The organism is Streptomyces incanus, from assembly GCF_042656345.1.
Classification (GTDB): Bacteria; Actinomycetota; Actinomycetes; order Streptomycetales; family Streptomycetaceae; genus Streptomyces; species Streptomyces incanus.
Genome location: NZ_JBHSPC010000073.1, coordinates 51,258 through 64,657 on the forward strand (window position 1 = coordinate 51,258; position 13,400 = coordinate 64,657).

At 69.6% G+C, this 13,400-nt stretch carries 12 protein-coding genes and 1 tRNA gene; 3 read left to right on the forward strand and 10 right to left on the reverse strand.

Annotation, left to right across the window (positions count from 1 at the left end):
• Positions 1-28: 28 nt before the first annotated feature.
• Both ACFP2V_RS22385 and ACFP2V_RS22390 read right to left on the reverse strand, forming a co-directional pair.
• Positions 29-102, reverse strand: a tRNA-Met gene (locus tag ACFP2V_RS22385).
• Between the two features lie 69 nt (positions 103-171).
• Positions 172-3,102: a UPF0182 family membrane protein gene (locus tag ACFP2V_RS22390; protein WP_381215542.1), complete on the reverse strand. Its 2,931-nt coding sequence runs from the start codon at positions 3,100-3,102 to the stop codon at positions 172-174.
• A gap of 164 nt (positions 3,103-3,266) precedes the next feature.
• Here ACFP2V_RS22390 and ACFP2V_RS22395 point away from each other — a divergent pair, with 164 nt between their 5' ends.
• Positions 3,267-3,809, forward strand: coding sequence for a PPA1309 family protein (locus ACFP2V_RS22395; RefSeq protein ID WP_381215273.1), 543 nt, complete (start codon positions 3,267-3,269; stop codon positions 3,807-3,809).
• 32 nt (positions 3,810-3,841) lie between these two features.
• Here the strand turns inward: ACFP2V_RS22395 and ACFP2V_RS22400 are convergent, their stop codons facing one another.
• The 4 genes from ACFP2V_RS22400 to ACFP2V_RS22415 form a co-directional block, all read right to left on the reverse strand.
• Positions 3,842-4,936, reverse strand: coding sequence for a YlbL family protein (locus ACFP2V_RS22400; protein ID WP_381215276.1), 1,095 nt, complete (start codon positions 4,934-4,936; stop codon positions 3,842-3,844).
• Between the two features lie 99 nt (positions 4,937-5,035).
• Positions 5,036-5,215 (reverse strand): hypothetical protein, encoded by a 180-nt coding sequence (locus ACFP2V_RS22405; RefSeq protein ID WP_381215279.1) that lies wholly within the window; start codon positions 5,213-5,215, stop codon positions 5,036-5,038.
• 213 nt (positions 5,216-5,428) lie between these two features.
• Complete coding sequence (locus tag ACFP2V_RS22410) at positions 5,429-5,887, reverse strand: molybdenum cofactor biosynthesis protein MoaE (RefSeq protein ID WP_381215281.1); 459 nt, start codon at positions 5,885-5,887, stop codon at positions 5,429-5,431.
• 90 nt (positions 5,888-5,977) lie between these two features.
• Positions 5,978-7,093: an SDR family oxidoreductase gene (locus tag ACFP2V_RS22415; protein ID WP_381215284.1), complete on the reverse strand. Its 1,116-nt coding sequence runs from the start codon at positions 7,091-7,093 to the stop codon at positions 5,978-5,980.
• A 192-nt stretch (positions 7,094-7,285) separates the two neighbouring features.
• Between ACFP2V_RS22415 and ACFP2V_RS22420 the strand changes: the two genes are divergently transcribed.
• Both ACFP2V_RS22420 and ACFP2V_RS22425 read left to right on the forward strand, forming a co-directional pair.
• Positions 7,286-8,770, forward strand: coding sequence for a zinc-dependent metalloprotease (locus ACFP2V_RS22420; RefSeq protein ID WP_381215287.1), 1,485 nt, complete (start codon positions 7,286-7,288; stop codon positions 8,768-8,770).
• Positions 8,767-9,294 carry an NUDIX hydrolase gene (locus ACFP2V_RS22425; protein WP_381215291.1) on the forward strand — a complete coding sequence of 176 codons (528 nt, stop codon included), beginning with the start codon at positions 8,767-8,769 and terminating at the stop codon, positions 9,292-9,294. Before ACFP2V_RS22420 ends, ACFP2V_RS22425 begins: the two co-directional genes overlap by 4 nt.
• Before the next feature lie 96 nt (positions 9,295-9,390).
• On the opposite strand, the gene ACFP2V_RS22430 is transcribed toward ACFP2V_RS22425, so the two are convergent.
• The 4 genes from ACFP2V_RS22430 to ACFP2V_RS22445 form a co-directional block, all read right to left on the reverse strand.
• Positions 9,391-10,146, reverse strand: a complete 756-nt coding sequence (locus tag ACFP2V_RS22430; protein ID WP_381215293.1) for an AIM24 family protein — start codon at positions 10,144-10,146, stop codon at positions 9,391-9,393.
• A 17-nt stretch (positions 10,147-10,163) separates the two neighbouring features.
• Entirely contained in the window at positions 10,164-10,844 is a 681-nt protein-coding gene (locus ACFP2V_RS22435; protein WP_381215296.1) for an AIM24 family protein, read from the reverse strand.
• Positions 10,845-10,855: 11 nt separating this feature from the next.
• Positions 10,856-12,574, reverse strand: a complete 1,719-nt coding sequence (locus ACFP2V_RS22440) for a TerD family protein (protein ID WP_381215299.1) — start codon at positions 12,572-12,574, stop codon at positions 10,856-10,858.
• Positions 12,575-12,711: 137 nt separating this feature from the next.
• Positions 12,712-13,308: a M48 metallopeptidase family protein gene (locus tag ACFP2V_RS22445; RefSeq protein ID WP_381215302.1), complete on the reverse strand. Its 597-nt coding sequence runs from the start codon at positions 13,306-13,308 to the stop codon at positions 12,712-12,714.
• Between the last annotated feature and the right edge of the window lie 92 nt (positions 13,309-13,400).

The following is a 13,400-nucleotide window of genomic DNA, read 5'->3' on the forward strand; positions in this document are numbered from 1 at the left end:
TTTGCTGTCGCCGACTTCGCGACTTCAGTAGCGGGGACAGGATTTGAACCTGCGACCTCTGGGTTATGAGCCCAGCGAGCTACCGAGCTGCTCCACCCCGCGCCGTTGTGTGTAGAACCGTACCACGGCGCGAGGTGGGCCTTTGACCAGCCGACTTGCTAACTGCTCGGGTTAACCGCTCGGGCTCGGGCTCGGGGCGGGGCTGGGACTGCTGTCCGACGCGCCCGAGCCGCCTCCGCCCTTCCCGGACTGGGCCTTCTCTGCCCTGCGCAGGGCCTCCTCGAGGTCCTTCTGCGCCTGACCGTATGCCCCCCAGTCGTTCTTCTGCAGGGCCTTCTGGCCGGCCTCGAATGCCTTCTGGGCGTCGTTCAGGGCCTCCTGGACCGTCGGGTTGCCGGATGTCGGCGGCGGCTGCGTGCCCTCGTCCTCGCCCGGTGGCGGCTCGGTGGCCGGGCCCTCCGCTCCGAAGACCTTGTCGAGAGCCTGCTCCAGGGTGTCCTCGAAGGCGGTCTGTCCTCCGTAGGTCACCAGCACCTTCCGCAGCAGCGGGTACTTCAGTCCGCCACCGCGCACGTAGACCGGCTCCACGTACAGCAGTCCGCCGTCGAGCGGGACGGCCAGCAGGTTGCCGTACTCCACTTCGGAGTCGCCGCCTCTCAACAGCCTGATCGACTCCGCGATGTCCTGTTCGGAGTTGAACTGGCTCTGGACCTGCTTGGGTCCGGCGGCCGTGGTGCTCGTCGGCAGCTTCAGGACTCTGATCTTGCCGTACCCCTCGCTGCTCGCCTCGGCGTCGACCGCCATGAACGCGCTGAGGTTGTCACGGCCGTTCGGAGTGAACGTCGTGGTGAGCGAGAAGGCCTGTTCCTTCTGGTCGGGCATCTTCATGCTCTGGTAGTACGGCGGTACCGCGTCGCCCGTCTTGTTCGTCGGGTCGGCCGGCACCTGCCACACCTCGCTGCCGCTGAGGAACGTGGTGGCGTCCTTCACGTGGTAGCGGGTCAGCAGTTCGCGCTGCACCTTGAACAGGTCCTGCGGATACCGCAGATGGTCCATCAGGCCGCTGGAGATCTCGCTCCTCGGCTCCACCGTGCCCGGGAACGCCTTCATCCACGTCTTCAGGACGGGATCCTGGGTGTCCCACTGGTAGAGCTTGACCTCGCCGCTGTACGCGTCGACGGTCGCCTTCACCGAGTTGCGGATGTAGTTGACCCGGTTCTCCTGGGCCACCACCGCGCGGTTGTCGTTGGTGGCGGTCAGCGAGTCGGCCGTGGTGTCACCGAGGGTCGTCCGCGACGCGTACGGATAGCCGTTGGTGGTCGTGTAGGCGTCGACGATCCACTGGATCTGGCCGTCCACCACCGCGGGGTAGGCGTCGCCGTCGATGGTCAGCCACGGGGCGACCGCCTCGACGCGCTCCTTGGGTGTGCGGTTGTACAGAATCCGCGAGCCCTCGCCGATGGCACCGGAGTACAGGATCTGCGGCTCGCTGAACGCCGCGGCGTAGGCGGCCCGGTTGATCGGGTTGGCGAGGTTGACCCCGCTGTCGCCCTTGTAGCTGGTCGTCTTCTCGCCGCTGTCGTCGGAGTAGTCGATCTCCTTCTGGGGACCGCCGACGATCGAATACGTCGTCGTCCGCTCGCCGTAGTAGATGCGCTGCTCGTACGTGCCGAGGTCGCCCTTGGACGGCAGGTCGGACTCGGTGAACACCGGACGGCCGTCGTCGGCACTGGTGCCCTTGGCGGCGACGGCACCGTATCCGTGGGTGTAGCGGAAGTGGTCGTTGATCCAGTTCCGCTTCGGGATGCCGTTCAGGTTCAGCTCGCGCAGGCCGATGACGGTGTCCTGCGCCTTGCCGCTCTTGGGATCGGGATAGCGGTCGACGTCCAGATTGGTCGGGAACGCGTAGTAGTTCCTGATCTGCTGGAGTTGCTGGAACGTCGGCGAGACGACGTTCGGGTCCATGATCCGGATGCTCGCCGTCTCGGAGACCTGGTCCCGGAGCTTGGCCTTGTCCTTGGTCTGACTGGTCCCCGGGTAGTCGTCGACCTGGGCGTCGGCGATGCCGTAGGCCTCACGCGTCGCCTTGAGGTTCTTCTCGACGTACGGCGCTTCCTTGGCCTGCTCGTTCGGCTGGACCTGGAACTTCTGCACGATCGCCGGGTACAGGCCACCGATGAGGATCGCCGACAGCACCATCAGGCCGAAGCCGATCACGGGCAGCTGCCAGGTGCGCCGCCACAGGGTGGCGAAGAACAGCAGCGCGCAGATGACGGCGATGCAGAACAGGATCGTCTTTGCCGGCAGATAGGCGTTGGCGTCGACGTACCGCAGACCGGTCCAGTTGTCGGTCGCCTTGAAGTCGCTGGACTTGACCGCCAGGCCGTACCGGTCGAGCCAGTACGCGACCGCCTTCAGGGCGACGAAGACGCCGAGGAGCACCGACAGATGCCCGGTGGCCGCGGCCGTGGCGCGCGCACCGGGGCTGGTGATCCGCAGACCACCGTACAGGTAGTGGGTGAGCGCGGCGGCGATCAGCGACAGGATGGTGGCCGCGAAGCCGAACCCGAGCAGGAACCGGTACCAGGGCAGGTCGAAGGCGTAGAACGCGACGTCGAGCTTGAACTGCGGGTCCTTCTGGCCGAACGGCACACCGTTGACCCACATCAGCCAGGTGCGCCACTGCCCCGAGGCCGAGGCACCGGCGATCAGCCCCAGCAGCGCGGTGATACCGAGAAGCAGCCACTTCTTGTACGGGGCGATGCCCATCCGGTACCGGTCGAGGTTCTGCTGCTCCATCGACATGGCGCTCAGTGGCGGCCTCATCCGGTGCGCCAGCCAGACGTTGAAGCCGACCGCGAGGGCCATCAGCAGACCGAAGACGAAGAAGAGCCCGATCTTGGTCCACAGGGTCGTCGTGAACACCGACGAGTAGTCGACCGAGCGATACCACAGCCAGTCGGTCCAGAACCCCGCGAACATGGTGAACACCATGCCGAGGACGGCCAGGACGCCCAGTGTCATGAGCAGGGTCCGGACCCGCCGGGACGGACGGCCCACTCTGATCCGTGGCCCTGTCGGGCCTCCGCCACGGTCCGGCATCTGGAAAGCCAAGGTAGGCACCTCGAAGTTTGCTGTCGATTCGTCAGGTCCGCGAGTTCGTGGACCGTGCGTGGGCCCCTTTACTCAGGGGCCCACACCTATGCAACTTACTCACCCTTTACTCGGTTCCCGATTCCGGCCCTGAACGAGAGAGGATTGTGACCATGTCCAACACACCCATGGCGGCGAGCCCGCTCACCCGGGCCGTGCTCGAGATCGACGAGTACGTCTCCGGCCTCGGCTGGGACCAGCCCGCCCGTCTCTTCGCCCTCGTAGACACCGCACGGCTGCGTGCCGAGCAGCCCTCTCTCGCAAACCGGCTCGGTCCGGGCGACGAGCAGGCGACGTCCGCCCTCACCCCGATCGAGCAGGACGCCATTCCAACGGGCAAGCCGCTCGACGAGTTCCTGGGCACCATCGCCTGGCCCGACTCGGTGGCCGGCTGTGCCCTGACCGTGGAGCGTCTGATGCTGCCGCCGTCCGCGGAGGCGCAGGTTCCGCAGGAGCTGGACGAGGCCGCGCTGGCGGCGTGGGTGGCGAAGCACCCGGAGCGCCAGGAGGTCCGCATGACGGTGGCGGTGCTGCGCGACGGTGCCCGCGATTCCGCCCTGCGGCTGCGGGCGAAGGACTCGCCGACGGAGGTTCTCACCGGTTCCACCCTGGTGCCGGGCCTGGCGGAGGCCCTGACGGCGACGTTCGAGGCGTAGCCGTCAGGAGCTACGGCGGGCGGACCGCCCGGTCAGGGGGCCGTGCACGTCGGCAGGTCGGCGGTGTCGCCGGAGCCGAGGTCCTTCAGGGCGCCGAGGGCGTCGTCGATGGTGTTCACCTTGATGAGGGTGAGGCCCTCGGGGGCGTCCGCGGCGGCGGCCGCGCAGTTGTCGGCGGGCGTGAGGAAGTACTCGGCGCCCTTGGCACGCGCGCCGACGGTCTTCATCTCGATCCCGCCGATCGGTCCGACCTTGCCGGCGTCGTCGATGGTGCCGGTACCGGCGACGAACTTGCCACCGGTCAGGCTGCCCGGGGTGAGCTTGTCGTAGATGCCGAGCGCGAACATCAGACCGGCGCTCGGCCCGCCGACGTCGGCGAGCTCGATGTCGATGGTGAACGGGAAGGTGTGATCGGTTCCGGCGGCGATCCCGACGATGGCACGCTCGCCCCCGGCGTCGTCGGAGGCCGTGGTGGTGATCCTGATCTCCTCGGTCCGCGTCGGTGTCCGGTTCTCCTTCTCCGCGGCGGCCTGCTCCTTGGCGGGCACGATCGTGAAGTCGACGTCCTCGCCGGGCTTGTGCTTGGTCACCAGCTCGGCGACGTCGGCCGGCTCGCGTACCACACGGCCGTCGACGCTCTTGATCACGTCACCGGCGTGCAGCTTGCCCTCGGAGGGCGAGCCCTTGACGACCGTGGAGACGATCACCCAGGACTTCACCGGGATGTCGAGCTCCTTCAGGGCCGCGACCTTGGCACTCTCCTGGGACTGGCTGAACTCCTCGGCGTTCTCCTGGGTGGACTGCTCCTCCGTCTTGCCGTTGGGGTAGAGCGTGTCGTGCGGCACGACCTTGTTGTCGGGCGCGAGCCACCCGTAGACGGCCTCGACCAGGTTCATCCGGTAGTCGGCGCTCGTGACCCGCACCGTGGTCATGTTGAGGTGGCCTTGGGTCGGATAGGTCTTGCGCCCGTCGATCCGCAGCACCGGCTCGCCGTCGTGATCGCCCAGAGTGTTCACCGTCGGCCCCGGGGACATCTCCGCGTACGGCACGGGGAGGAACACACCCGCGCACAGAAGCACGATCAGCATGAGGGTGGAGGCGAGCATCGTCGCGGTGCGGCGTGGCATGCACCGACAGTACGGGACGGCCCTGTCAGCGCACTGTCAGGGCCGCCCGTCCGGGCAGCCCTGACCTTGTCCTACGCCGGTGACCTGCCGTTTTCGACCCTAGCGCCGAACCTCTTCCTCCGTCGGCCGAGGCCTCTCCATGGCCTCGCAGAACCGGGCGTAACCGATGAGCTCGGGACCGTCGCCTCGTACCCGGCGGGTCCGATTGGCCCAACTGCCCCACAGTCCCGCGCCGACCGCGGCCATAAACGGAATCAGCAACCAGGCAAGTACCGCCATGCCGACCTCCCATCCCCATGAGCGCCCGCGACTGACTGATCAGCAGATTAACCATCTGCAGTGACAACGCTCATACCCGGGATGCGGTTACGCAAGCGGAGCGGAGCGGGGAACAGAGGTCCGAGAACGGGAACGGTATGACGGGTTCCGAGGGCATCCGGTCAGCAGGCGCCCGCCCTCCCGCCGCCCGACCACCACCCCCCAACGACGCCGCTACGCGCCGACCCACTCTTCTGTACCGTCGGAGAACTTCTGGTGCTTCCAGATGGGCACCTCGTGCTTGAGGTCGTCGATCAGCTTCCGGCAGGCCTCGAAGGCCTCGCCCCGGTGCGCACACGACACGCCGACGACGACGGCGAGATCCCCGACCCCGAGGCTCCCCACCCGGTGCACGGCCGCCAGCGCCCGCACGGGGTACTCGGCGACGACCTTCTCGGCGATCCGCCGCATCTCGTCCTCGGCACTCGGGTGGCACGAATACCCCAGCTCGTCGACGTCGGTCCCGCCGTCGTGATTGCGTACGGTCCCCACGAACAGTGCCGTCCCGCCGGCCGCGTCGTCGCCGACGGCCCGGAAGACCTCGTCCAGGGACAGCGGCGCGTCCCGGATCGCGATCAGCTTGATCGGGTCCTGCGCGGCCTGCTCACCGAGGTGACCGTTCGTGGATGCCATGCCCTTCATCGTGCCCCACGGCCACGGCAACGCGGAAGCGGTCCCGAGGGTTCCACAGCGGCCCCGTCGCCGACAGGTCCCGCCCCGTGCTCAGATCCGCCGCCGGGCCTTCCGCGCCCGCCGTACCACCGCGGCCGCGCCCAGCAGGGCCACTGTCGCTCCCGCGGCGCCCGCCGCCGTCGCGTCCTTGCGTCCGAGCCGCCGCCCGACGACCGTGTGCCTGCCGGAGACCTCCTCCAGGAGCTCGGCCAGCACCTGCTCGTTGGTGTAGGTGGGCCGCCACCCGGCGTCGTGCAGCCGACTCCCGCTGACCACCCAGGGATGCATCGTGTACGCCAGGTCCCCGGCCGGGGACGGGGTGAGCCCGATCCGGTGCAGCCGGGCCGCCGCGCCCAGCGCGACCGCCGACGGCAGCTCCATCCGCCGGATCCCGCTGAGCTCCTCGACCTCCTCCTGCTCCAGCCACCCGTCGCACCCGACGGCCAGCTCTCCGTCGACTTCTTCCCGAACGGCACACTCCAGGGCGCTGCACAGATCGTCGACGTGGCAGAACTGCCACGCGGGCCGCGATCCGGCCACCACCAGCAGCCGGGGCGACTCGAAATACCTGGTCAGCGCGGTGTCGGTGCCGCCGACGAGCACAGCGGGCCGTACGACCGTGACATTGAGTCCGGGGTGCGCGCGGGGCGCCCTGCGCGCGAGCCGCTCGATCTCCAGGAGGTCGCCCACACCCGTGGCCTCGGCGGTGGCCCGCAGCTCCGCGTCCTCGGACAGCGGCAGCTCGTTGTCCGGGAGCGCCCCGTAGACCATCGTCGAGGTGCACAGCACGACCCGGTGCACTCCGGCCGCCGCCGCGGCGGTCAGCACGGTCTGCGTCCCGCGGACGTTGTAGGCCGTCCGGGCGACGGCGTCGCTCTCCAGGTCGAGGTCGAGCGCCAGATGCACCACGACGTCGGCCCCGCGCAGCCGTTCCGCGATGGCTGGATCCCGCACGTCCAGGATGTGCCACTGCGCCCCGGCGCAGTCGCCGCGGCGCTCGTCGATGGCGATGACCTGCTTGATCTCCTCCGAGGCGGCGAGCCGCTCGGTGAGCAGCGCGCCGACGCCGGAGGCGGCTCCGGTGACCGCGACGACGGGCCCTCGCGCGGGCGACGAGCGGGTTGGCCGGTTTCGCGCTGCGCGAACCTGTGGATCTGGGGAACTCACCGGGCGTCTCCAGCGGTTGTCTTCAGTACGAGCGCATGCGAAGCATGTGTACCAGGTGGCATCCATCCTGCCGCAGGCCTTCTGTCGGCGAAGCATCGAGGCTCCAACCGCCTCAGGTGTCTACGCTGGGTGGTGTTGTCGGGCAGCCGTGCCGCCGGAAAGAACCGGTGGCCCTATCAGCCGAGGAATCCCGTGAGTGACACCCCATTCGGATTCGGCCTTCCGCCGGAGGAGCCGGACGACGGCGACGAGGGCAAGAAGAAGGATCAGCAGAGCGGTGGTGGTCAGGACCCGGCCAACCCGTTCGGTTTCGGCATGTCCGGAGCCGGCGGCTTCGGCGCTCCCGGCGCGGACAATCCGTTCGCCGCGATGTTCGGTTCCCTGAACCCCAACGACCTGGGCGCCGCGTTCCAGCAGCTCGGCCAGATGCTCTCCTACGAGGGCGGCCCGGTGAACTGGGACATGGCCAAGCAGATCGCCCGCCAGACGGTGTCCCAGGGCACCGCCGACGGCACGAAGGACGCGAGCGTCGGCCCCGCCGAGCGCAGGGCCGTCGACGAGGCCGTCCGGCTGGCCGACCTGTGGCTGGACGACGCCACCTCGCTGCCGTCCGGTGCCGCCTCCTCGGTGGCCTGGAGCCGCGCGGAGTGGGTCGAGGCGACGCTGCCGGCGTGGCAGGAGCTCGTGGACCCGGTCGCCGAGCGCGTCGGCGCCGCGATGGGCGACGTGCTGCCGGAGGAGATGCAGGCCATGGCGGGCCCGCTGATCGGCATGATGCGCTCGATGGGCGGCGCCATGTTCGGTACGCAGATCGGCCAGGCGGTCGGCGTGCTGGCCGGTGAGGTCGTCGGCTCCACCGACATCGGCCTGCCGCTCGGCCCGGCGGGCAAGGCCGCGCTGCTGCCGGTGAACATCGCGGCGTTCGGCAAGGACCTGGGCGTTTCGCAGGAGGAGGTGCGGCTGTACCTCGCCCTGCGTGAGGCCGCCCATCAGCGCCTGTTCGCGCATGTGCCGTGGCTGCGCTCGCACCTCTTCGGCGCCGTCGACGGCTATGCGCACGGGATCAAGGTCGACACCGCCAAGCTGGAGGACGTCGTCGGCCAGTTCGACCCGCAGAACCCGGAGCAGCTCCAGGAAGCTCTTCAGCAGGGCATGTTCCAGCCGGAGGACACCCCGCAGCAGAAGACGGCGCTGGCCCGTCTCGAGACGGCGCTGGCCCTCGTCGAGGGCTGGGTGGACGCCGTGGTGCACGCGGCGGCGAAGCCCCGCCTGTCGTCGGCGGACGCGCTGCGCGAGACGCTGCGCCGCCGCCGCGCCTCGGGCGGCCCCGCGGAGCAGACGTTCGCCACGCTGATCGGCCTGGAGCTGCGCCCGCGCCGGCTGCGCGATGCCTCGCGGCTGTGGGCCTCGCTCACGGACGCGCGCGGTGTCGACGGGCGGGACGCCCTGTGGGCCCACCCGGACATGCTGCCGACGGCCACCGACCTGGACGACCCGGACGGCTTCGTGCACCGCGAGCAGATCGACTTCTCCGAGCTGGACAAGATGCTCGGCGAGGCGGCCGGCAAGCCCGACCTCGGCAAGCGGAGCAAGGACGAGGACGCCACCGGGGACGGCGGCGAGGGAAAGAACGACGACGGCGAGGACGACGACCGCAAGGGTGACGGCGCCGAGTGAGTCTGTACGACGACGCGGTTCTCGTGCTCAAGGGGTACGAGGACCAGCCGGAGCTGCGCCAGGCCTACCTGGACCACCTCGCCGCGCATCCGGACGGCATGTGGAAGGCATGTCACGCGGGCCATCTCACCGCCAGCGCCCTGGTGGTCGACCCCGGGCGCGGCCGGGTGCTGCTGACCCTGCACCGGAAGCTGCGGATGTGGCTGCAGATGGGCGGTCACTGCGAGCCGGGCGATCCGTCGCTGACGGCGGCGGCTCTGCGGGAGGCCACCGAGGAGTCGGGCATCGCGGGGCTGACCCTCCTGGCGGGCGGGCCGGTGCGCCTGGACCGGCATGCGATCCCCTCACCCTGTCACTGGCACTTCGACGTCCAGTACGCGGCCGTGGCCGCTCCCGATGCCGCGCACACCATCAGCGACGAGTCGCTCGACCTGCGCTGGTTCCCGTACGACGAGGTGGCACAGGTGGCGGATGCCTCGGTCGTCCGTCTGCTGGAGGCGACCCTGACGCGGCTGGGCGCCTGATCTGCGGGGGGACGACCGGCACCCGGCTGTTCTACGGACCCGGGTGAGGGCGACCGCTCGGCGGCCGCCCTCACCCGTTGTGTCTCCGGACGGCGCTCAGCTCCAGACGTTGCCCTGGTTCTGTCCGCGGGCGCCCTGCTGTCCCATGCCGTACTGCGCGGCGATGCCGGAACCGATCTGGGCGTTCTGCGGTGGCAGCAGCTCGCTGGGCTGAACGAGCGCGAAGCCGCTGCCCATGAAGCTGAGCTCCCAGCCCTCGCCGGTGCTGCCGCGGCGCCGCCACACCCCGGAGGAGTGCGTCTGGGCCTGCAGCTGCACGCGCAGCCCTGTGGACCAGGCGACGATCGCGTCGGCGTCGCAGTTGACGTACCTGTCCGGCGTCACCTGCATCAGCAACGGCATGCCGGAGGTCATCAGGGCGACCTTGCCCTGACCGGTGATGTTGAGCTGGTACTTTCCGGAGCCGGAGATGCCGTACAGGCTGTCGACGGCGATGACCTCATGATGCAGCGAGGAGTCCATGGCGAGCACATAGCTGCTGTCGACGGTCAGCCCCTCATGGTCCACGTCCATGACATGGATGTGCTGGGCGAGGTTGGCGAGGTAGACCGTGCCCTGCCCGTGGCAGCGCATCAGGTCCAGTCCCTCGCCGGTGCGCGAACGGCTGTGTGCCTGGCCGCTGCTCTGGTACTCGGCGTCGAACTCGACGAGTCCCTGGTAGGCGATCATGCTGCCCTTGCGGGCGAGGATGTCGTCGTGCCCTCCCAGAGCGACCCGGAGCATCTGCTTGTTCTGCAGGCTCCAGCGTTCCTGGGTCTGCTGGTCGTTGAAGGCGAAAAGCGGGCTCTGCATGGTGTGGTTGCTCCCCCTCAGCCCCGGACCCGGAGACGGTCGGTGCTGTCCTCACTGGGCTGGACGACGACGATGCCCTGACCGGAGAACGCCATCTGGTAGGCCTCGCCGCTGCCGCGGCCGATCAGCGACTGCGCCCGGAAGCTGCGCTTGCCCTTCACCTTGAGGTTCGGGGACCAGGCGACCAGGGCGTCCGGGTCGACGTACGTCTCGTCGTCACCGCCACCGCAGTCGACGACGATCGGCTTGCCCCGGGAGGTCAGCGCGACCCAGCCCTGCCCGGAGATCTTGGTGTTCCACAGGCCCTGGCCTGCGAACTTCGCCAGGCCCTTCACCCGCTCCACGCCCCATGTCAGGCCGGCGTCGAAGGCGAGCAGGTTGGTGGCGTTGACGGAGATGCCTTCGCCGTTGAGGTTGAGCACGACGACGTTCGCACCGTAGTCGGCGAGGTAGAGCAGGCCGTCGCCGGAGCACTTCATCAGCGGGGCGCCCTCCCCGGTGGCCCAGTCCCGGGCCATCTGGCGCACGGCCGGCGGGTTGGGCTCGTACTGGATGAACCCTTCGTAGGCGACCATCGACCCGACGCGTGCGAGGAGGTCGTTCCCGGTCTGCATGGCGACCTTGAGCATGTGATCACCGTGGTTCTCCATGCGCGCGGTGACCGGTGCGGGGGCGTAGCCCGCGAGTGGCTGGTTCATGACGGGCTCCCTCAGATCTCGTACGGCTGAACGACGATGAAGTTGCCGGGCGCGCCCCGGAACTGGAGGTTGACGCTCTCCCCGGTGTCGCCGGGGTAGGAGTTGCGGCGCATCCGCACCTGGCTGGAGACGATCACCTGGGAGGCGGCCGACCAGGCGACCACGGCGTTGGCGTCGGCGAACGTGGTGGGTGTCACCGGCAGGACCACGGGCACACCGTGCGTCTTGACGACGATGGTGCCGGTCCCCTGGAACTGCATCGTGAACAGCGCGCCGCCCGGAATGCCGTGTCCCTCGATGCGGCGGACCTCGTACTGGAGGCTCTCGTCGAAGGCGAGGACGCTCTCGGCGGAGACGCACACGGCGTCGCCCTGGAGCTCGATCGGGTGCAGCATCGTGGCGTCCTCGGCGAAGAACACCTGGCCCTGGCCCGTGCAGCGCATCAGCTGCATCTCCTGGCCGGTCGCGTTGCCGACGATCCGGCCGCTGAACCCGGCGCCCTTGTAACTGAAGTCGACCTTGCCCTGGTAGAGCACCATGCTGCCCTGACGGGCCAGCACGGGCTGTCCGCCCATGCCGAGGTCGGCGCGGACCAGCTTCGGGTTCTGCTGGGTCCAGCGCTGCCCGGTGGGCGTCTCCTTGAACATCTGGAGCGCGCCGAGCACACCCGGGCTCTGCGGCGCTCCCTGGTGCGCGCCCTGCGGCGCTCCGTAGGGGGCCTGCTGACCCGGCATCTGTCCGGGCGGCGACGGCTGGCCGTAGCCCGGTGGGGGTGTCGGCCGGCCGTAACCGGGCGGGGGCGTCGGCCGGCCGTAACCCGGCGGCGGGGCGGGAGCGTGCGGCTGCGCGCCGTAGCCCGGGGGCGGCGGGGCGCTCGGGGCGGGTGGCTGCTGACCGGGCCGGCCGAAGGCGGGTGCCGGGGACGGCGGCGGCACCGGGGCACCGCCGGGCGGAGCACTCAAGGGCGCGATGATCGTCGGTGCGGCGTGCAACGACGGCGCGGGGGCCGGCGGGGTGGCGCCGGGGGGAGGGACGAACCCCTGCGCGGCGGGCTGAGGCGCCGGTGCGGGAGCAGGGAACGGGGAGGGGGCGGGGGCGGGAGCCGGCGCGGGGGTGCCGGGAACACCGAACGCGGGCGGGGCGAAGCCCGGGGCAGCGCCTCCCGGCTGTGGCTGCGGCTGCTGCGGGGCGGCGGGCTCCTCCTCGGCCACCTCGCCGCCGAAGTTCTTCAGCAGCGCTTCGAGCCCGCCGTCGAAGCCCTGTCCGACAGCGGCGAACCGCCACACTTCCTTGACGTAGAAGTCGCCCAGCATCACCGCCCGCTCGGTGGAGAACTCCGAGCCGCTGAAGGGGTAGCGGGCCACTTCCTCGCCGCCCGCGACGATGCGGATGTATCCGGGACCGATCTGGGACATCTGCCCGGCGCCGTCGAGCGTCGCCGTGAAGGACAGCTTCTTGATCTGCTGCGGAATCCTGTCCAGCGTCACGCGGAAGGACTCCGTGTCGCCCGCCTGGGGGCCCAGCAGCTGAAGGGACTCCTCGGGAGACTTCGGCTGGTTGAAGAAGATGAAGTACCGGTCGTCCGAGAGCCGTTCATCGGCATCGAGACCGAAGCAGCTGATGTCGAAGGTGAGCCCGGGGCCGGAGATCTGCACGCCTACGTACAGATCCGTGCCCGCGGTGAGGTCGCTGATCCTGGCCTTGTGGCCACGTTGGAATTCCCTGGCCATGCGTACGACCGTCCCCCGTCCCGAATGTGAGTGCGTCGCGTCAGGCTAACCGCAAACTCGGACATCCGATGAAGTCGGTACAGGTCCGGTACACAACACGTGAGTGCCCCGTACGGGGCACTCACGTCGGGCGGCGTTCACTCGTTACGGGCCCCCGACAGATGGGGCAGCCGCTCGGCCGCGACCACTCCTTCGAGGTAACCCCGGGCCCGTTCCGTCTTCGGATACGCCTCCAGCAGACGCCAGAAGCCGGGCCCGTGTCCGGGCACGAGCAGGTGAGCCAGTTCGTGGCAGAGGACATAGTCGACGACGTACTCGGGCATGCCCTGCAGCCGGTGCGACAGCCGGATGCTGCCCTCGGACGGCGTGCACGAACCCCAGCGCGTGTTCTGGTTGGTCACCCAGCGTACGGAGCGGGGCTGGGCCCGTCCGTTGAAGTACTGGGCCGACAGCCGCTCGGCGCGCTCTGCCAGCTCGGTGTCCCCGAGTGCCCGCCTGCTCTCCTGGGCCGCCAGCTTGTCGAGCATGACGTTCACCCAGCGCTGTTCCTCCGCCTCGGACATCCGGGCGGGGATGAGCACCACGGTGCGATCGCCCTCGCGGTACGCGGAGACCGTTCTGCGCCGGCGAACGCTCCTGCGGACCTCGATCGCGCTCGCCCGTGAGCCACTCGTCGGCTGACTCGTCGTGCTGCGCTGGGAATGTGTGGCGCTGTGCAGTGGGTCGGCGGGCACGCCCCGACGTTACCCGCTGCACACGGGGAAGTCCCGGCTCCGGGACGCTTCGATACCGATCCCCCACCATGCGCCGGATTTATACGACCAAT